Consider the following 18,948-nt stretch of genomic DNA (forward strand, 5'->3'; position numbering starts at 1 on the left):
TTTCGCAAAACGGCTCCGGTCGTCAGACCGCAACCGGCTCGAAAAGCTAGGCGCGCGGAGGTCGTTTCAGCCCGTCGACCGAGGCGGACGCATGCGGGGAGGTGTAGCGGGCTGCCCCGTGATCCAGAGGAATCGCAAGGGCGGCGTCCTCGCCACCCGATGCCAGAATGGCGGTTGCGGGCGCACAGGAGATCATCATCGCGCAGCTCGCCTCGTCACAGACATGATCCGCCCCGCCAGCCTTGGATGCGGCCTGCGCGTCCATCTCTGCGGACATGGCGTCCATGCAGCACGCCTCGTCATGATGGGCCGAAGCGCAGGCCTCCTGCTCATGGGCTAACTCGGCGAGCGCGGGCGAGGACAGGACCAAAGCGAGCGAAATCACCGCCAGCGCAAATGCGGCGATGCTCGTTCTCACATTGATCCTTGCGGCGTGCGTCAAACTCTTTGTCCGGCTCGTGTTGGCGGGATCGCAGCCCGTCATATGGGGCTCTGCCAGCCCGACTTGAAGACCTGATACCAGTCTTGAGGCCCGGGGTCGACCTTGGTTATTCGCCGGCCTCGGCGTTGGCGGGGCCTTCCATCATCTCGTGGCGCGCCCTCATCTGCTCCATCATGTCGTGCATCATCGACATGCGCTGGCCGCAGTGACGCATCATCATCGCCATGTGCTCGCCATCGTCCATCATGGTGTCCATGTGCGCCTGCATGAGTTCGTCATGCTGCTCCATGAGGCGGCGGCGCTCCTCGGGATCCTCGGTATTTCGCGCCTGAACCATGAGTTCGCGCATGCGCGACATCTGCTCCTGGTGAGCGCTCATATCCATACCGCCCATCATCATGTGTTCGTGACGACCGGAATCGCTGTCGGCCGATTGCATCGTGCCTTGCTCGCCATGATGGGCATTGTGATCCTCTCCGGCTTGCTGGCCGTAGCCTGCCCCGGTGAGCGATGCGGCCATAGCGAGTGCGGATATCAAGGTGGTCCTCATCTGAAGCCTCCTTCATCGGGTTTTGCTTGTCATCACCTTGAATACGCGCCGATCGCGACCTTCCCTCACGGAGTTCTCCGAAAGAGTGTCATCACGATGCCTGGCTTTCGCAGCGCGGCTCCAAGCAGAGATTTCTGGCGGAGGCTGGGTTTCTCGATGCAGTGCCAGGAGAAAGCGGCGATGGCGGCCGTTACCGGCACGGTTATCAGCGCCAGCTGGAACGGACTGGCCTCGCGATCCGCCAGGAGTACGAGCTGCATGATGGGATAGTGCCAGATGTAGATGCCGTACGACCAGTCCGGAATCGAGCTCCCGGTCGGCACGCCGCCGAGGCGGGCGAACGCGGTCCAGAAGAGCAGCGAGCCGATCGCCACATTGAGAAAGAGCTCGGCAAGCGGGGACTCGCCCAGGAGCAGCCAGAGCGGAATGGCCACGAGCGCTGCCCACGGACCGACCGGTATCCGATCGCGCCAGAGATAGACGGCCATACCAAGCGTAAACGCCGCCGACAGGCGCGCGGCGCTCGTGAAAAGGGCCGGCGCGTCCGGCCAAACTGCCTGCAGAAGCAGATAGGCAAGGTTCGCAATCGCAAAATAAGCGAGCATGGCGCTCCGCCCCCAAGGAAAGGGCGTGAAGAACAGGACGGCAGCAGCGATATAGGCGATGACTTCATATCGCAGCGTCCAGAGCGTCGCGGAGAATTCGCCGCGCCATGGATGATCGGGAAATATCCCGGCCGGGCCTTGCGAGGTGTCAAGAAAGGCCAGGACCTGGACCGGGTATGTCCAGGTCTGCGGATCGGTCCAGTACTCTGCTTGTGGCAGGCGGGTCGCAACAGGGCCGATCACGAATACCGCTACAGCGGATAGAAATGCCAAGGCCGGCATCAAACGCAGAATGCGCGACGCGCCATAGGTGAAGGGATCCGCGCGATGCTCCAGACTGTTGGCGATCAGGAAGCCGGATAGAACGAAGAAGCCGTTCACCGCGGCATAGCTCAGCGACCATGCATTGATCGCCATGGGCGGTGGAGGAAGCGGTCCCTGGGTCACGATGATGGCGTGCTCGAGGAGCACGGCGCTCGCCAGCGCCAGACGGATCGGGGTGAAGCGGTTGTCCCGCCCGGTAAACGCGGCTCCGATCGTTCTCAAGGAGAGTCCCCCAGTACAGCTATCGAGGGATTACGTGCGAAAGCTGAACTGCCCTCAGATTTCATCGCATCGGTGAGGGGCTGGCTCCGTCAATGCGTACTCTCTTTTGCAAGCCACCGCGAATGACGGTGCCGCTGCAAAGAGGGAGTTATCGATATGAATACGCCCGTTCCGGCCCGCCCGTTGAGCATCAAGGTGACCGGGCTCGCCCTGTCCGCTTTTCTCCTCGTAAGCTACCTGCTCTGTGTCGGTTTCGGCCTCGTCATGCCGGCCCGCTTCCACATGCACGAAGCTTGGGCGCCGCTATTGCCCGGATTCGAATGGTTGACCTGGCCGGGCTTCGTCTTCGGTGCCATCGGCGCCTATCTCTACGGCTGGTATATCGCCGTAGTTTTCGTTCCGCTCTGGCGCTTCTTCGCGAAGCGCGCCTAAGCGTCCGCTTCGGGGTCGGAGTTGCGCCGGGCGAGATAGACGGCCTCGAAGACGAAGATCGAGACAATACCCGCTGCCGAGACCGCGATGATGAACGGATCGGTGAGCAGCTTCATGACGATGAAGGCGCCCAGCGCGACGAGATCGAAGATGATTGCCGCGATCAGCACGAACGGATTGGCGCCGACGTCTTCGCGCATCCGCCGCAGCACCCCCCAGTGGATGATGATGTCCATGACCAGATAGAAGATCGCCCCCATGGAGGCGATCCGGCCGAGATCGAAGAAAGCGGCGAGCAGCCCTGCGGCCACCACGGTATAGACGAGCGTGTGCTGCTGGATGTGGCCCGGCATGCCGAAATGGCTGTGCGGGACCAGCTTCATGTCGGTGAGCATGGCAATCATTCGCGAGACCGCGAAAATGCTCGCGATAACGCCGGACGCCGTGGCGACGATGGCAAGGGCGACGGTGAACCAGACGCCGGCTTCTCCGACAGCCGGGCGGGCGGCCTGCGCCAGGGAATAGTCGCGAGCAGCCACGATCTCGTTGATCGAGAGCGTGGAGCCGACTGCCCAGGCCACGAGCATGTAGACCACGAGGCAGATCGCGAGTGCGATCATGATCGCACGACCGACATTGCGGTGGGGATGGCGTATTTCCGCCCCGCTATTGGTGATCGTGGTGAAGCCTTTGTAAGCCAGGATAGCGAGCGCCACCCCGGCAAGAAATCCGGTGATGGAGCCATCAGCGCCCTGGCTCGCCTGCGACGGCTCGAAGCTGAAACCGGCTGCGGCGAGTGCAACCAGCGCAAAGACGAGGATGCCGCCGATCTTCACGACGGCGGCGCCCTTGGAAAGCCCGCCGACGAACCGGTTTCCGGCAATATTGACGAGAAACGCGAACACGATCAGCCCGAGCGCCAGGATCGGTACGAAGACCGGGTGCTGCTCGCCGGGAAAGAGCTGCAGCGTGTAGGTCGCGAAGGTGCGCGCCACGAGGCTTTCATTGATGATCATTGAGAACGCCATCAACAGCGCGGCGCCGCCGGTGACGGTGACCGGGCCGTACGCCTTCTCGAGGATCATGGCGATTCCGCCCGCCGAAGGGTATTTGTTGGAGACCTTGATATAAGTATAGGCGCTGAATCCGCTGATCACCGCTGCGACAAGAAAGGCAAGCGGGAAGAGCGGCCCGGCGAACTGGGCAATCTGTCCGGCCAGGGCAAAGATCCCCGCACCGATCATCACGCCCGTGCCCATGGCCACCGCGCCCAGCAAAGTCAGGCTGTTTTCCCGGTATTGCGCCTCGCGGCCGTGCTCTTCCATCAGCGCCCCCTAAAACTTTCTGGCTCGTGCTATCGCTTCATTCGATCCATCGCGGAACACCGCGCGTCCGCCACGGCTCGCCCCGACCGGGGAAGTCCGATCCCCGACTTCGAAGGCTATGGCCAGGTCGACGCCCCCTCACCGATCGGTAGGGCGGATCAGTCGAGATTACGCTTGCGCTCCTCGAACTCATCTGCGTCAATCTCGCCGCGCGCATAGCGTTCTTCGAGAATCTCGCGTGCGCTCTGCTGCCTCCCGCGTCGGCTGCCGCGAACGGCGAGCCAAACGAGCAAGGCCGGAGCGGCGATGATGACGCCCCAGAAAAGGATCATCCAGACGCCGCCGAACAGTCCGTGTCCCCATCCGTCCATCATGGCAGGCCTCCTTGCTTCTTCCCGGTTCGGGCATCGCCCGGATCAGTGTTCATGGTCATCATGGTCGTGTTCGGCTTCAGGATCCTGCGCTTGCTGGGACTGCGCCGCGGCCTCCGGCAGCGCACTGTTCGACCAGTGAACATGCTCGATTATCCAGCGATCGTCCTCGCGGCGCATCACCAGGCTCTCCTGGCTTTTCACGGCGATTTCGCGGTCGTTGAAGCGGCCGCGAAGGGCGGTCTCCGTCGCCACCCAGGCGGTATCGCCGAAGATCTCGGCGGTTTGCGACAGAGTCTCGCTCGACACGCTCGACAGAAACGCCATGTCCGACATCATGTGGTGGGAGGCGTATTGCGCGAGAGAACGCTCCGCACCTCCCGATTCCAGGATCAGGACGTCGTCCGCGAGAAGGCGGCGCACCTGCGCTTCGTCCTGGCTGGCAAGGGCGGCGTGAAAGTCGAGCGCCGTCGCCTCGGGCGTACCGGGCATCGGCTGGGCCGACGCTCCGGCTTGCGCATGGCCGTTGCCAGAGGTGTGAGCGTGATCGCTGGAGCTTTCCCCATCGTAGGCGTGGCCACCCTCGCCATGAGCGTCATTACCCGCTTCATCGCTGCCGTCTTCACCGGTCGCGTGAGCGTGCCCGCCATCGCCGTGATCGTGGTCATGGCCCTCTCCGGTCACGGCCGGCAGGCTTTCCACGCCCAGCCCGTGCTTGAAGACGAGATTCCCGCCCCACCAGGCCGTCACGGTCAGAAGCGCGGCGCCGGCAAGCCCGGCGAGGGCGAAGAGTGGGCTGGGCTGCTCCGAGCGCTTCAGCCAGCGCCAGACGCCGAGGCCGGCAAATACCGCTACGGTGGGCAGCGCCCAGTTGCGGTGCGTGGTCATGGCCGCGTGGGAGGGGCCGTCGTGGGCGACCGAATAATAGGCGTCGAAACCGGCGATCACGGCTCCGAGCGCGGCCAGAATTCCCAGCCCCAGCATCCAGTCGCCAGCCGCCTGAAGCGTCGAGCGCCAGCGCGCATCGGTCGGAAGAAAGCTGCTCGCGGCCAGGCCAAGCGCGCTCGTGAACAACAATCCGACGACGAAATGAACGAAGATCGGATGCAGGTTCGGTTCGATCAGCGAATCCATGAAATTCCCCCTCAATACCAGAGCCGCAGACCGAGCACGAAGGAGACGCTGTGCGTATCCTCGCCCTCGAGCCGGGCAAAATCGGCCGTCTCGCCGAATTTTTCATGCCAGCTCACGCCCAGATAGGGGGCGAACTGGCGATCGATTTCATAGCGCAGCCGCGCCCCGGCTTCTGCCGAGGTGAGCCCTGAACCGAGGCCGAGTTCTGGAACGTCCTGGGCCGCAAAGGCCAGCTCGGCACGAGGCTGAAGGATCAGACGCTGAGTGAGCAGCAGCTCGTACTCGGCCTCGAACCCAGCCGTCAGGTCACCGTCCTCACTGAGATAGGCCGCGCCATCGACCTCGAACCAGTACGGGGCGAGCCCCTGCAGCCCGACCACGGCGTAGGTCGTCGCGAAATCTGGATCGAAATCCTGGCGCAGGCCGGCCTGCAGGTCGAAATACGGTGTGATGGCGCGGCTGTAGAGCGCTTCGATCTCGAAGCCCTCGATGGAGTCCTCCTCCAGGCTGTGTTCGCCCTCGGTCTTGACCCAGATCCGGTTCAGATCGCCGCCATACCAGCCCTGCGCGTCCCACACGAGCAGAGGCGCGCCGTCATTGGACTGGTATTCCAGCCGGTCGGCCTGGAAGAAGAGGTAGCGCGTGCCGCCGCCCTCGTGCTGAAGCTGGCGGCGCGCCTCGTCCATTTCGGCCGGGTCGTAGTATTCATCAGCGGCCGACCATTGACCGTCCTGCGCGATCGCGGGCGCTCCAAGGGCGGCACAGAGCACAGTGGTCGTCAGAAGAGCGCGCATCAGTCCCTCCCCGTCATGTGAGCGTGATGGCCGGCATGAGCGTCGGCATCGGGGGAGCTGTCCGCGTCTGTGCGCACGGAGACGACCTGCATCATCCCGGCATGCATGTGATAGAGCAGGTGGCAGTGGAAAGCCCAGTCGCCGACCTCGTTCGCCGTGATGTCCACCGAGAGCCTCTCGCCCGGCTTCACAATGATGGTGTGCTTGCGCGGCCGGTGATCGCCCTCGTGGTTGACCACATCGAAGAACATGCCGTGCAGGTGGATCGGATGGGGCATCATGGTGTCGTTCACCATGGTCAGGCGCAGCCGCTCGTCCTGATGGAAGACGATCGGCTCGACGACCTCGGAGAAGCGCACACCATCGAACGACCACATATAGCGTTCCATGTTGCTGGTCAGGTGCAACTCGATCTCGCGGCCGGGCGCACGCGTGTCAGGGTTGGGATCAAGGCTGCGGAGCTGGGCGTAGCTCAGCGCGCGGTGGGGCACATCGTCCAGCCCGATGCCCGGCTCGTCGAGGCGGCTGACCGGGGCCATCGCAACATTGGCCACGCCCGGTCCCTGCGGATGGTGGTGCTCGACCATGCCGGTGGCGCCACCGGCCATTGCGCCGTGATCCATCGAGCCATGATCCATTGCTCCGTGGGCTGGGCCGTCATGTTCCATCGCCGAGTGATCGCCGCCGGAGCCATGATCCATAGCCATACCCGCGCCGGCGCCCATGGCGCTGCCGTGGCCGGCGTGACCGCCCATGCCCATATCGGTCATGGTCAGCAGCGGACGCTCGCGAAGCGGCGGAGCTTCGGCGCGCATGCCGGGGCGCGGGGCCAGCGTGGCGACGCCCATCCCCGAGCGGTCGATTGCTTCTGCCACGATCGCGTAGGCCCGATCCTCGCGCGGCTCGACGACCACGTCATAGGTTTCCGCAACCCCGATCTGGAATTCGTCGGTCTCGACCGGCTGGACGTTCAGCCCGTCGGCCTGGACGACCGTCATGGGAAGGCCGGGGATGCGGAAATTGAGCAGGCTCATTGCCGAGGCGTTGATGATCCGCAGGCGGACCCGCTCGCCGCGATTGAACACGGCGGTCCAGTTGTCTTCCGGGCCGTGCCCGTTGATCAGATAGGTATAGGTCGCGCCCGTTACGTCGGAGATGTCGGTGCGCATCATGCGCATTCGCGCCCACATGTCGCGCTGCGCGATTGCATCGCCGAGGCCGTCCTCGCTGACATCGGCCAGGAAGTCGGCGAAGGTACGCTTTTGATAATTGAGGCTGTCCGCGCTCTTCTTCAGCTCGTCGAAAAGCCGGTGCGGATCCATGAAAGTCCAGTCCGACAGGACAATGACGTATTCGCGGTCGAACTCCACCGGATCCGGGCCGGCCGGATCGATCACGATCGGTCCGTAATGGCCGAGCTGCTCCTGCAGGCCGGAATGGCTGTGATACCAGTAGGTGCCGGCCTGGCGCACCGGGAAGCGGTAAGTGAAGGTCTCACCGGGCCGGATCCCGGGGAAGCTGACCCCGGGCACGCCATCCATCTGAAAGGGAATGAGAATGCCGTGCCAGTGGATGGAGGTATCCGAGTCCAGCGTGTTCGTGACGCGTAGCGTGATCTCGTCGCCCTCGCGCCAGCGCAGCAGCGGTGCGGGAATGGTCCCGTTGATGGTAATGCCCCGTCCGGGCCGGCCGTCGATGCGAACCGGGGTACGCCCGATCGTCAGGTCGAACACGGTACCGCTAAGCACGTTCTGCGGCGCCAATCCGCCTCCGCTGCGCGCCCAAGCCGGCAGCAGGCCGGAAATGGCGAGCCCGCCTGCGGCGCCAGTGGCGAGAAAATTGCGCCGGTTGACAAACGTCATGCTCGAAAGCCCTCATATCTTGTTTGGCTCACGTGCGCGTCGAGCGTCGCGAAGTGCCCGCAAACGCGCATCCGGACGAACGCGCCCCGGCCGCTTGCGACGGCCGACACAAAACCACTACGGCCCGCAAGCCTCCTTCCCTCAAATCGGTTGCATCAACCAGACTAGCTCTCAGACGCGACTGTTATCGGCTTGAGGGACGGGCGGTGACAGTGCGTAATGGGTTTCACCTCGACATTTCTTCCCACTCCGCCAGGGAACCGTAGCGCAATGGACGACCGCGATCTCAACTTCCGTCTTGATGAGCTGGGGCGAAAATCCGCCCGAAGTCTGCGGCCGGACTTTACACGGATGTTCTGGAGCAGGGTCGCCGGAAAGCGCCCGACATCGACCGGTCCGATCAGCCAGATCGCCCGGGCGCTGTCGTGGCGCACGGCGCCGGCCGCCTTCGCCTTGATCGCGGGAAGTCTTGCCGGTGTGAACGCGGCCCAGGCCCATGATCGTGATATCCTGGATGCGTTCGACCCGTCCGGACCGTATGCGCTCGTTTCGTTCGACGAAGGAGCCGGGCGATGATCCGGTCGGGTCTGCTCGCAGCAATCCTCGGGCTCGCTGGCGGGCTTCTGGGGGTCTGGATCGGTATCGGGCTCGGAAGCGAGGCCCCGGCGGGCGAGAGTTTCCACGTCCTGATCCATGACGAACTCGATCTCGATCCGGACCAGGAGGCGCGCATCGAGGAAATTGAGGCGCGCTTTGCCTCGCTCCGGCGCGCGAAAGAGACCGAGCTGGCCGAGGCGCGCGAGGCAATCGGCGAGGCGCTCCTCCGCGACAAAGCCCTGTCCGAGGATGTTATGGCTGCGACCGCGCGTTATCACGACGCAATGCTGGCACTGCAGCTTGCCACCCTCGACCATATCCTGGAAATGCGCGCCGAACTCGGACCCGATCAGGCCGCCGAATTCGATTCCTTGCTGGCGCGCGCCTTCGATGACCAAGGCTGATCGGCCAGAGTCCTCGAGCGCATCTTCTGGCGAACCCCTTGTGTCCGCCGTGCGTGAGGGTAATCGTAATGCGTTCAATCGGCTGATGATGCGCGATGGCCCGCGCCTCGTGCGCTTCGCCATCGCTCAAGGGCTGAGCGAAGACGATGCCGATGATATTGCGCAAGAAACCTTCCTTGCCGTCTATCGGAACCTTCACCGCTACGATCAGTCGCGATCCTTCCAGACCTGGCTGTTCGCCATCGCCCGCAACAAGATGCGCGACCTGTTTCGCCGCCGCGCCGTGTTGAAGTGGATCGGCGTCGAGGAGACGCTCGAGCGCACTGCGTCGGATTCGCCCTCGCCTGAGACAGAAGTCTCCGACCGTCAGACGCTGATCGAGACCCAGCACGCGATCGCGCGCCTGCCCGAAGGCCTGCGCACACCACTCCTCCTGGCCTCGGTGGAAGGCCTCTCCCTGTCCGAAGTCGGGGAGGTCATGGGCATTTCGGCGAAAGCGGCTGAAGTGCGCATTCACCGGGCCAGACGCAAGCTGAAGTCTGAGTTGAGATGATTCATGGCAGGCGCAACCGGATTTCGCTCAGTAAAAACTTTTAGAAAGGCATCGACCTTTCGAAACGACCGGCTCAGCAACTCAAAACGGACGCCCACAACCGCCGAATCGATGCGCCTAACCCAAATTCTAATAAACTACACTCCACCGAACGGGTTATGAGCCAGCCGCTCTAAGTGTCCTAGGTTTCCTGACAAATGGTCATATTGGAGATTATTCGCAGTCCGCAGGCTCTGAAATGAAACTGTGAGTTCAAACGCCCCCCTACTGCTTCTATGCCGGAATTACCGGAATCTCCTTTTCCGGCTCTCCACTTGTGACCTGGCACTTTACCGCACGCTCACCCGGCGCCGCCGGATCGAAGCTCACGACAAGACCGGGCTCATGGGCTCGAACACGCTGACCGGGCGCGAGCGCGGCGCGCGATCCGCCGGGGCCACTCGGTGGAGGCGATCGGATGCCGCCTCGGCTGCTCGCCCGACACGCGGTAAGCGGGCAGACCCAGAACATGCTCGACAAGCTTTATTCAATTCCACCGCTCAGCTCGTTCAGCTGGCGCTGCAAATCGGACAGCACCGAGACGGAAATATTTACGGGACCTGTCCACTGGCACCTCATTGAGTCCGCCGCTCGATTGTTGACCTTTTTCCCGGACCCGCGCGCTGACGATCGGATTTCGGAGTCGAACCTTTGATCCGCTCCTCGATTTTTGCCGTCACCTGAGACCGCGGGTATTGGCCATCCTCCCACCTCCCGATCGGGCGCTCCGAGCATCCAAGCCACTTGCCAAGACGCTTCTGAGACCATCCCCGAGATTGCCGGAAGCGTTTCAGCCGGTCGGAGAATGTGAGCGCCGGGAGCCAGGTATCATCGTTGAGAAATTCAATGATTGCCGGCATATAGCGACAGCGGGGTTCATGCTCCGCACGCTCCCATTGGCCGATCATTTCATGATGAACACCAATCCGCTCAGCCACTTCGCGCTTTGTAAGGCCAAGCTCAATACGGCGGGCAGCGAGTCGTCGAGGCAACCCTCCAGGAACGCTTGCGAGCCCCGCCGGATTGGACGTCCGGAACACGATCCGGCAGTGCGGGAAAAAGGGTAAACAACGAAAAATAATCCTTTGAGCTCAAGTGCTTAAATAGCCCGCACATCGGCATCGCCCTAAGTAGGGATCGCCTTTCAGGTCGCTCGAACAATCAACGCTAGCTTGTTGGGCGATATATTGCTAGAGTTGCCATTCGATCATCGGGTTGGGGGACGGGATGGCGACGAACGGACGGTGGAAAAGCGCAGGCGAGCGCTTTGCCGGAATGCTGAAGTTTCTAACGACGCACCGGGGTTTCGAAGCTGAATCCGAGCTAGTCGATCTTCTCGGCAAGCCGCGACTGAAGGCCCTGTTTTCTGGGGAAGAGCCGCGCCTCGGCGAGCTTATTGAAATCGCCCGTATCCTTGAGGTGCCGCTGTCTACCTTCCAGATTCACGAGCCCGGCAGCATGCCGGAACTCGAAATCGTCATCGCTGAACTTTATCACACCGCCGCCGGCATGACGCCTTCAGAGCTGAGCCAGCTCGTCGAGCATGTGAGCGCGATCGCAGAAGGCGGCGTAACCGCCCAGCCCCCCTCCAGCGGGCTTCCCGGTAGCTTGCTTCGTGCAGTGCGGAGGGCGTCAGAATGAACGCCACATCCCTCGCTGGTACACACATTGTTATCGTCTTTGCTGAAGACGACCGCAGATACGCAGAACGCCTCTGGACGGCGCTCAGAGCCCAAGAGCTTTCTGTGGGCCTGTTCGACCAGACGGTTGGCACAACGCTCGCCTCGCACCTTGTGTTGCTTTGCTCTCCAGCTGCCGTCCGCGCCACAGATGTCACGCACGCGATCGAGAGCTTCCTTGAGGCACACGAGCGCGATCGCAGTTTAATCCTCCCCCTGGCGGTGGAGGCCGACACCCCGACATTCCCACCTGTCCTACTCTCCGAGCGCGACAGCGAGGGCTTCCTGACGCCAATTTCTCCTCCTCCCACAGCCGGGAAGATAGATTCAAGCGAACAATCGCTAAGGCGCCTTGCCGATGTGTTGAGCGCACGGATTGGCAAACCGGGAGGCAACGCTGCTCCGGCTGGAGAAATCCGGTACCGCCTCGCACCCGCGCTCACTGCCGGCACAGCGCTTCTGGCGATCGGCGCTATCACCTGGGGAACATGGAATCACATGGTCGCTTCCGAGAATGCAGAGAGAGCGAGAGCATCGCAGGAATTTGCGAGCCGACTGGTCGTAGAACTCACTGATCAACTTCCGGCAGCCGCTCGAAGGGACACGCTCATCTCAATCGCAGATGAGATGATGCAGTCCTTCGGCCTGGAGACCGAAAGTGATGCAGACGAACTTCAGCGGCGCGCCCAGATCCTACATTTCATCGGTGAGGCGCGCGACGTCCACGGCGACCCGGATGGCGCGCGGGAATCATTTCAAGCCGCCTTCGATATCACTGCTCAGCTTCTTCAGGAGACGCCCAACGAGCCGGAACGGATTTTTGCGCATTCACAGTCGGCATTCTGGTTAGGCAACAGTGCGTATCGCGCCGGCGATCTCAGCGCTGCAATGGAGGCACTGGAAGCTTACAAATCACTCAGTGATCAGCTCGTCTCAATCGATGAGGATAATCCGCTCTACCTAGCTGAGGCTGGCCATGCAGCAAACAATCTAGGGATCATGGCGCTCGAAAACGGGAACCCCGATCGAGCCGCGGACCTCCTTGATCAAGGAATACGCGATCTCAGCGGCCGGCCGCTTGAAGAGGGTGTCGTCACCCCGGCTGACATCGCTAACGTCCAAGGATGGCGTGCAAACGCATATCTCGCGAGAGGTCAACTCCGTCCAGCGCTGGAGAGCCGACGCGCAGAGGTCTCCGCCTACCGTGCGCAGCTCGTTTCACGTCCGGACGACTATGATACCCGAGAGGCACTAGCGCGAGCTCTCCGAGAGTACGCAGTTCTGCTCACCATGCTTGGCGATGTTTCCAATGCGACAGTGGAAATGGAAGAAAGTCTGAATCTCTCCGCAGACTTGTTCTCTGAAAGCCCCTCCAATAGCCGAGCCAGGCGCATCTACATGATCGCTCTAAGTGATCGGGCCCGGCTGGCTCTCAGGCAGGATGACCTCACGAGAGCCCAACTCCTTCAAGGAGAAGCTCGGCGGGTGCGTACGTTGGAGGACGAGCAAGGCTCGGACGATGAACGTCATCTGGAACGCGGGATGATATATCTCCTCGGAGCCGAGATCGCGATGTCGGCCGGTGCCCATGATGTCGCTCTCAGCGATGCAAGCCAAGCTATCCTCGCTGCCGAACAAGCGTTGGGAGCTGGCTATGCAGCCGCTAGTGAGCTTGCCGCTGAAGCCTACTTCCTGCATGGCGAAGCGCTCTCTGGCGCACAGCGTAGCGAGGAAGCCGAGAACTCTTACCGACAGGCTCGGGATCGGCTTGCCGACCGCTCGCTTCGCTCCTTCCGCGAGCGCGATCTCCTTAGCCGCATCACGCTGCGTCTTGGCGACGGCGATATTGCCCTCGACCTGCACGACGCTCTGATCGAGGACGGCTATGCACACCCTGAGTTCATAGCGTTCTGGCAGCAGCAGGCACTTACGGCACAGCTACAATCATCACCAGCAGCAAGGAATTAACGATGTCCATACCCAGCCAGGTCCAGCGTTTTGAAAGCCTCGGGCTGAGCGCCCGCAACATCCTCCATATTGGCGTGCACGTGCTGCCCGCGACGGAGGTCAAGGATGGTCAGTTCGTGGAGACCCACAAGATTTATGTCGGTGAAGGAAGTGGAAATTTCGGGGTCGACTTCCCGACCGACCTCATCTTTGCCTCAATGAGCGAGGACTGGGCCTTCGAAAACTTCGACCTCGCAGGGAAGAACTGGCCCGGTCTGGCGATCTTTCCCGATGACGGAGATTTCACGGTGGAGTTCGGAGACAGCGGGCAAAACTCGGTCTTACTGAAAGACGCCTGCAAAGCCTTCTGCGCGCACCGGTATCAGATCGTGATGCGGCACAAGACCACTGGCCAGCTTATCGCTACCGATCCGACGATCGACAATCGGGATCGTCAAGCGGGTCCATCCTGACTTAGCCGGCAGTTACCCATCGCAAAAGGAAGAGGAAGATGAAAGCATCAGATAAGTCGCCTCGGGAAGCCGGCGAGTTGGATCGCCACATCGGTAAGCAGCTTCGTGTGGCCCGTCAGATGATAGGATTGTCTCAAACGGCGCTCGGTGAGGCGGTTGGCGTGACCTTCCAGCAAATCCAGAAATACGAGCGCGGAACAAACCGGATTCCGGCCTCGCGCCTCCACGTATTCGCAGACACTCTACAGGTACCGATGAGCTTCTTTTTCGACGGCGCTCAACGCACCGGCCGAAAAGCGGACGCGGCTGCCGCCTCCTCCTTCGGCGACTATCCGAACTTGAAGGCCGACGTGGCGCAGGAAGTGCTCCAATCGCTCAACACGATGAGTCCGAAGGTTCGGTACAACATCATCGAGACGATCCGAACAGTTGCCCAAGAGCGAGAGTAATGCGGACCTCTTGGCCCTAACCCAGACACCACATCTAACGGCCCAGCTGGGTTCACGCCGGTGCTTGGAAGTGTCGCCAGCTGAAACCCCATTTTCTGGCAAATTGCCTTCGTGATGGGCTGAGGCGGAAGGTGGGCAGGCTCCGCCGCAGCTCACGCCCGCATACGAAGTCAGATTGCCGCGCTCGTCATAGCCGGGCGCGGTCTCGTTCGTCACGCTGGTGATCTGATCGAGGTCGCCACCGTGCCTGCAGACGCGCAGCGCCGTGTTCGAGCGCATCATCGAGGTGATCTGGTGGCCTGCGCCCCGTTTGGCCCCGCATTTGAAATGGGAGTCCGCTCAACAAGGAGACGGACCCATGAGGAAGAGCAGGTTCAGCGAGGAGCAGATCATCTCGATCCTGCGTGAGCAGGAACAGGGGCGGCCGACGCCGGAGGTCTGCCGCGGGCACGGGATCAGCACGAACACCTTCTATCGCTGGAAGTCGAAGTACGGTGGCATGGAGGTGTCGGACGCCCGACGGCTCAAGCAGCTTGAGGACGAGAACTCCCGGCTGAAGCGGCTTCTGGCCGAGCAAGTCCTGGACAACACGATGCTCAAGGATCTGCTGGGAAAGAACTGACGACGCCCCGGCGACGGCGCGGTGCGGCTGTGACGCTGATGGAGCGCTACCAGATCTCCCAGCGTCGAGCCTGCCGGCTGGTGAGCGTCGATCCCAAGACCGTTCGCCGGAAACGGCCGCCGGATAATCCGGAGGTCCGAGAGCGCATGCGCGAGATCGCGGCGGAGCGCCGCCGGTTCGGCTACCGGCGCATCGGCATCATGCTGGAGCGTGAAGGCATAACCATGAACCACAAGAAGCTGAGACGGATCTATCGCGAAGAGGGGCTGGCGGTGAAGCGCCGACGCGGGCGCAAGCGGGCGACCGGATCGCGTCGGCCGATGCTCGTGCCATCCGGGCCTTGCGAACGATGGAGCCTGGACTTCCTGGCGGATGTGTTCGGCGCGGCGCGCCGGTTCCGCATCCTGGCCGTGATCGACGACTTCTCCCGCGAGTGCCTGGCGCTGGTCTGCGACACCTCGCTCTCGGGCCAGCGGGTCGCGCGCGAGCTGGATGCGCTGATCCGGCTCTACGGCAAGCCGGCGATGATCGTGTCGGACAACGGCACGGAGCTGACCAGCCGGGCGATCCTGCGTTGGCAGCAGGAGGCGGGTGTGGAGTGGCATTACATCGCGCCGGGAAAGCCGCAGCAGAACGGCTTCGTGGAGTCGTTCAACGGGCGGCTACGCGACGAGCTTCTCAATGAGGAGGTCTTCGAGAGCCTGTCCCGCGCCCGCCGCGTCATCGCCCGCTGGCGGCACGACTACAACAACGTCCGACCACACTCGGCGCTTAACGGGCATACGCCGGCGGCCGTGCGCCGATCGCCCGAGCTCTTGAGGGGCTCGGCTCACGGCGCACTCGATCAAACCGACCAGATGGACTATCAAACCGCGGCGCTCCCATAAAAAGCGAGGGCGGCTCGGGGCTCAGGTCACTCGTCCCGGCAAGGTTCTGGGTCAGGGAGTCCAGCCGGCTCATCGCGTCGAAGCTGTAGTTCGTCACCGTGCCGTTGCCGCGCGTCAGGCTGGTGCGCCGGCCCAGATTGTCATAGCTGTAGGTGAAGACCTGATCGGTGCGCACCCGCCGGCTCGCGAAGCGGCCTCAGGAGAAAAATGGTGTCTGTCCCCGCTTTCTCGAGCGTGACCAGCCGCGATTACGACCATGCCCCCGTTCTCTCTCCCCCTCCGAATTTAGCACGGTTTCCTCAAGTCCGTGACACGCGGCGCACCCCCGAACTCATGGCTTACAATCATTCTCGAGGGAGTACTTTTATATCGACAAAAGGATAATATTTAACAATTTCCCTTAAAGATACCATCACATCGGAAATGCTCACTCGATAAACTTTTGAATTTTGAAACTTGAATATAAATTCATCACCATCGAAAGATAGTCCACAAATGCGCCCGCCTTCAACCCATATCTCCTGAGGCTCACTTAAGAGAAGACTACGCATTATTGAAATCGACATCTCCTCCACTAAGTCGCTCCACTCTATTGATGAAAAGTGATACTCCCATTTGCCGAATGCGAATGTTATATCTACATTCCCCTTCTGGGGCCCGAAACCACCGATCTGATTATCAGATTGATGAGTAGAGGGCTTTAGAAAAACCTTCATCTTATTCTCTCACATATCGCCCGATGGTAGAAAATCGGGAAACGCGTTATATACTCGGTATTGTCCTGCAGTCAGCGGTTCCAAAATGATGCGGGCGAAGCGCGTATTTGCACTTCCAGGGTTCATCGAGACATAGCCAATATCCATACCGAAGCCAACCCACACCCTGAGGTTGCCATTATATTGCAGCTGAGTGTGTAAAACGCCTTGCGAAAGGCCAGCCATTAAAAATGCGGAAAACAACCTATCATTACGCGCTACAGCATCAAAAAATGTCGACTTCCCATGGTTTCGCGCTCCACCAACAGTATGCTTATCCCTTATTTCTTGCCATGCTAGATCATCGAAACTTACATAGCTTACCCCCAAGATAACCAGCGAGGGATGAGGATCGGGAAGCAACCCGTTAGACGCGCTTTGAAAGCTAATAGCGTACGTATACGAACATTCTCCTCCGGGCACGATACACACAACGCCGACAAGACCTCGGCCGCTACTGCCCGCCCGGCCCTCTCTGGGCCGTCCAACCCCATAGTCAGTTATCGTTACATAACCGGACCTCGGATTGCCATAGAATCCCCTGCAGTCGCCTGTACAGGAAGCACCGGTCCTTGAGCAATTGTAATTGTCGGGCCGCTTGATCCTCGACCCTGTGCAGGTTTTCGACAGCCCCCACGGATCGGTAAAATTCACCGGATCCCCGCCGACATAGGCGTAGAGATTGATCCCGCCTGTCTGGCCGATCGGGTCGGTCTGCATGAAGATGCCCAGGCCCGGATGGTAGGCGCGGTTCTTGTAGTGATAGAGGCCGGTGTCGTAGAGCGCGATCTGGCCGGTATACTGGAACAGGCCCGTATTGGAGCTGCCGGGATTGCCGTATTCGTCGTAGGCGAGCGTGGCGGTGCGGTTGCCCGCGCTGTCGGTGCGCGGGAGGCTGTGTCGTAATCGTAGGCGACGTAGAACCCGTCCGGCCAGGTCAGCCGGGCCAGCGTCGCCCGCAGACCGGCGCAGCCGGGCGAGGACGCGCATCACGATGGAAACCCCGGCCGGCGGTGTCGTACTGATAGCTCACCGTGCCGTTCGGACCGGCCTGGGAGAGAAGCTGGCCCAGGCTGTCATGGCTGTTGGTGATCGTCTGCCCGTTCGCCGAGACGGTCCTGACCTGGTTGAACAGGTCGTAGCTATAGCTCGTGCCCGGCGTGCCCGAAGGCGCGGACACGCTCGTGATGCGGCCCAGATTATCGTAGCCGTAGTGGAAGGTCTGGTCGGTGCGCACCTGCCGGCTCGCCAGCCGGCCGTTGGCGGCATAGGTGTAGATCTCGTCGTCGGTCCCGGTATTGGTGCCGGGAACCGTCGGGTGCTAAATTCGCTTCTCTCGTCTAAATAGATGTATCGAAGAGATTAGGACGACCATTAGAAATAAATTAATAATTGTGTATAACGCAAAGCCTTCAGAGGACATTGACGCAATAAATACTAACAAAGGCGTAGCCAACGCTATATCATGAGAGTCGTTGAAAAGATTTATATTCATAATTCATACTCCGATTAGACGGAATACAAAAATCGTAATCACCAAGCAGGAAGCCACCAGTAGCCCCCAAGCGATTTTTTTATATTTAACATTGGCTTCGCGGTAGACCCACGCCCCAATCAAGTAAATAAATAATATCGAATAAGTAATAACTGCACGATTATTGATCTCACCAGAGAACACTTGAATAAGTAACGAAACTATGGCGCCTATAAATACGGCGATGACGACCCGAGAGTAAGTTGCTCGGCTTATTTGCATGACGACACCGTCGTTCTAGTAATTTCGAAACTCCCGCCAGCTCGCAAATAGCCGGACAGACCGGCGACCCCTGCGGAGCTTCCACGAAAAGAGAGCGTGCCTTCATCAAACACTGATCCAGATTCCCTAGCAACAATCGCCGACATCCCTCCAAAAAGCAAAGCCCCAGCTAACGAGACACCCGTGCCTTCGAAGCCCCCCGGCGTGGTCTGTTCGAGCCAGAATAGAGAATTTGAACCGCCAAGCGACAATCCGCCGCCGGCTTCCCAGCTTCGAAATGTCCCATAGGAACCGGAAGGTCGGTGAAACCAAGCACCTGAAGAAAACGAACCGCCTGCCGCAAGATGGCCTGCGAACGTGGAGATGGTTCCAACCAATTGCCCTGGACTATCTACGTTCGCTGGGCTGTGGTTAAGGTCGGAATTACGAATGCCGTGAGCCGCGCGTAGTGTAATAGCTGCGGCTCTACACCTTGCAGAGTCCTTCTCCTTGCCACGGCCATCACCACCACCACCACCACCGCCTCCGAAGAACGAAATGGTATCGTATCGGTTTCGCGCGCTAAAATCGTAACACGTGTTGATCGTCGAGAGCAGCTGGCTACCCTCCTCGCGCCCGATGATGTTGCCATTTTCATCTCTCACGGGTTGACCCGAATGGATCCAGAGGGAGGGAGCGCAGATTTCGCTCAACCCCCACGGATCGACAAAATTCACCGGATCCCCA

General features: G+C 60.9%; 22 protein-coding genes. 9 read left to right on the forward strand and 13 right to left on the reverse strand.

Annotated elements, in window-relative coordinates:
* Positions 1-46: 46 nt before the first annotated feature.
* The 3 genes from JW792_RS08925 to JW792_RS08935 form a co-directional block, all read right to left on the reverse strand.
* Positions 47-442 (reverse strand): hypothetical protein, encoded by a 396-nt coding sequence (locus JW792_RS08925; protein ID WP_135996053.1) that lies wholly within the window; start codon positions 440-442, stop codon positions 47-49.
* Between the two features lie 106 nt (positions 443-548).
* Positions 549-992, reverse strand: coding sequence for a hypothetical protein (locus JW792_RS08930; protein WP_135996052.1), 444 nt, complete (start codon positions 990-992; stop codon positions 549-551).
* Between the two features lie 65 nt (positions 993-1,057).
* Entirely contained in the window at positions 1,058-2,143 is a 1,086-nt protein-coding gene (locus JW792_RS08935; protein WP_135996051.1) for an acyltransferase family protein, read from the reverse strand.
* 156 nt (positions 2,144-2,299) lie between these two features.
* Between JW792_RS08935 and JW792_RS08940 the strand changes: the two genes are divergently transcribed.
* A complete protein-coding gene (locus JW792_RS08940; RefSeq protein ID WP_135996050.1) occupies positions 2,300-2,575 on the forward strand; it encodes a DUF5676 family membrane protein in 276 nt (91 codons plus the stop codon).
* Here JW792_RS08940 and JW792_RS08945 read toward each other — a convergent pair.
* From JW792_RS08945 to JW792_RS08965, 5 genes are all read right to left on the reverse strand, one after another.
* Positions 2,572-3,900, reverse strand: coding sequence for an APC family permease (locus tag JW792_RS08945; protein ID WP_135996049.1), 1,329 nt, complete (start codon positions 3,898-3,900; stop codon positions 2,572-2,574). The genes JW792_RS08940 and JW792_RS08945 overlap by 4 nt on opposite strands.
* 158 nt (positions 3,901-4,058) lie before the next feature.
* Complete coding sequence (locus tag JW792_RS08950; RefSeq protein WP_206340772.1) at positions 4,059-4,274, reverse strand: SHOCT domain-containing protein; 216 nt, start codon at positions 4,272-4,274, stop codon at positions 4,059-4,061.
* A 42-nt stretch (positions 4,275-4,316) separates the two neighbouring features.
* A complete protein-coding gene (locus JW792_RS08955; RefSeq protein WP_135996048.1) occupies positions 4,317-5,405 on the reverse strand; it encodes a DUF2231 domain-containing protein in 1,089 nt (362 codons plus the stop codon).
* A gap of 11 nt (positions 5,406-5,416) precedes the next feature.
* On the reverse strand, positions 5,417-6,199 hold the full coding sequence (locus tag JW792_RS08960) for a copper resistance protein B (protein WP_135996047.1): 783 nt from the start codon (positions 6,197-6,199) through the stop codon (positions 5,417-5,419).
* Complete coding sequence (locus JW792_RS08965; RefSeq protein WP_135996046.1) at positions 6,199-8,061, reverse strand: copper resistance system multicopper oxidase; 1,863 nt, start codon at positions 8,059-8,061, stop codon at positions 6,199-6,201. The genes JW792_RS08960 and JW792_RS08965 overlap by 1 nt, the downstream gene beginning before the upstream one ends.
* 270 nt (positions 8,062-8,331) lie before the next feature.
* Between JW792_RS08965 and JW792_RS08970 the strand changes: the two genes are divergently transcribed.
* The 3 genes from JW792_RS08970 to JW792_RS08980 are packed head-to-tail and all read left to right on the forward strand — an operon-like array spanning position 8,332 to position 9,615.
* Complete coding sequence (locus JW792_RS08970; RefSeq protein WP_135996045.1) at positions 8,332-8,637, forward strand: hypothetical protein; 306 nt, start codon at positions 8,332-8,334, stop codon at positions 8,635-8,637.
* A complete protein-coding gene (locus tag JW792_RS08975) occupies positions 8,634-9,062 on the forward strand; it encodes a Spy/CpxP family protein refolding chaperone (protein ID WP_135996044.1) in 429 nt (142 codons plus the stop codon). The genes JW792_RS08970 and JW792_RS08975 overlap by 4 nt, the downstream gene beginning before the upstream one ends.
* On the forward strand, positions 9,049-9,615 hold the full coding sequence (locus tag JW792_RS08980; RefSeq protein ID WP_158291604.1) for an RNA polymerase sigma factor: 567 nt from the start codon (positions 9,049-9,051) through the stop codon (positions 9,613-9,615). Before JW792_RS08975 ends, JW792_RS08980 begins: the two co-directional genes overlap by 14 nt.
* Positions 9,616-10,229: 614 nt before the next feature.
* On the opposite strand, the gene JW792_RS17220 is transcribed toward JW792_RS08980, so the two are convergent.
* Positions 10,230-10,694, reverse strand: coding sequence for a helix-turn-helix domain-containing protein (locus JW792_RS17220; protein ID WP_206340773.1), 465 nt, complete (start codon positions 10,692-10,694; stop codon positions 10,230-10,232).
* Positions 10,695-10,881: 187 nt separating this feature from the next.
* On the opposite strand from JW792_RS17220, the gene JW792_RS08990 reads away from it, so the two are divergent.
* From JW792_RS08990 to JW792_RS09010, 5 genes are all read left to right on the forward strand, one after another.
* Positions 10,882-11,295: a hypothetical protein gene (locus tag JW792_RS08990; RefSeq protein ID WP_135996041.1), complete on the forward strand. Its 414-nt coding sequence runs from the start codon at positions 10,882-10,884 to the stop codon at positions 11,293-11,295.
* Positions 11,292-13,301, forward strand: a complete 2,010-nt coding sequence (locus JW792_RS08995) for a TIR domain-containing protein (RefSeq protein WP_135996040.1) — start codon at positions 11,292-11,294, stop codon at positions 13,299-13,301. The genes JW792_RS08990 and JW792_RS08995 overlap by 4 nt, the downstream gene beginning before the upstream one ends.
* Before the next feature lie 2 nt (positions 13,302-13,303).
* Positions 13,304-13,753 carry a hypothetical protein gene (locus JW792_RS09000; protein WP_135996039.1) on the forward strand — a complete coding sequence of 150 codons (450 nt, stop codon included), beginning with the start codon at positions 13,304-13,306 and terminating at the stop codon, positions 13,751-13,753.
* A gap of 38 nt (positions 13,754-13,791) precedes the next feature.
* Positions 13,792-14,202, forward strand: a complete 411-nt coding sequence (locus tag JW792_RS09005; RefSeq protein WP_135996038.1) for a helix-turn-helix domain-containing protein — start codon at positions 13,792-13,794, stop codon at positions 14,200-14,202.
* Between the two features lie 358 nt (positions 14,203-14,560).
* Positions 14,561-15,711, forward strand: a protein-coding gene (locus JW792_RS09010) for an IS3 family transposase (protein WP_420871250.1) whose coding sequence is annotated in 2 segments (ribosomal slippage) — positions 14,561-14,813 and positions 14,813-15,711 — 1,152 coding nt in all. Because the reading frame shifts where the segments join, the coding sequence is not laid out codon by codon here.
* A gap of 344 nt (positions 15,712-16,055) precedes the next feature.
* Here JW792_RS09010 and JW792_RS09020 read toward each other — a convergent pair.
* The 4 genes from JW792_RS09020 to JW792_RS09035 all read right to left on the reverse strand — a co-directional run bounded on the left by JW792_RS09020 (position 16,056) and on the right by JW792_RS09035 (position 18,938).
* Positions 16,056-16,427: a hypothetical protein gene (locus JW792_RS09020; protein WP_135996035.1), complete on the reverse strand. Its 372-nt coding sequence runs from the start codon at positions 16,425-16,427 to the stop codon at positions 16,056-16,058.
* Positions 16,428-16,436: 9 nt separating this feature from the next.
* On the reverse strand, positions 16,437-17,456 hold the full coding sequence (locus JW792_RS09025; RefSeq protein WP_135996480.1) for an RHS repeat-associated core domain-containing protein: 1,020 nt from the start codon (positions 17,454-17,456) through the stop codon (positions 16,437-16,439).
* Entirely contained in the window at positions 17,404-17,703 is a 300-nt protein-coding gene (locus JW792_RS09030) for a hypothetical protein (RefSeq protein ID WP_135996034.1), read from the reverse strand. The genes JW792_RS09025 and JW792_RS09030 overlap by 53 nt, the downstream gene beginning before the upstream one ends.
* A gap of 509 nt (positions 17,704-18,212) precedes the next feature.
* Positions 18,213-18,938, reverse strand: coding sequence for a hypothetical protein (locus JW792_RS09035; RefSeq protein WP_241094934.1), 726 nt, complete (start codon positions 18,936-18,938; stop codon positions 18,213-18,215).
* Positions 18,939-18,948: the final 10 nt, after the last annotated feature.

It is taken from the genome of Marinicauda algicola (assembly GCF_017161425.1).
GTDB classification, from domain to species: domain Bacteria; phylum Pseudomonadota; class Alphaproteobacteria; order Caulobacterales; family Maricaulaceae; genus Marinicauda; species Marinicauda algicola.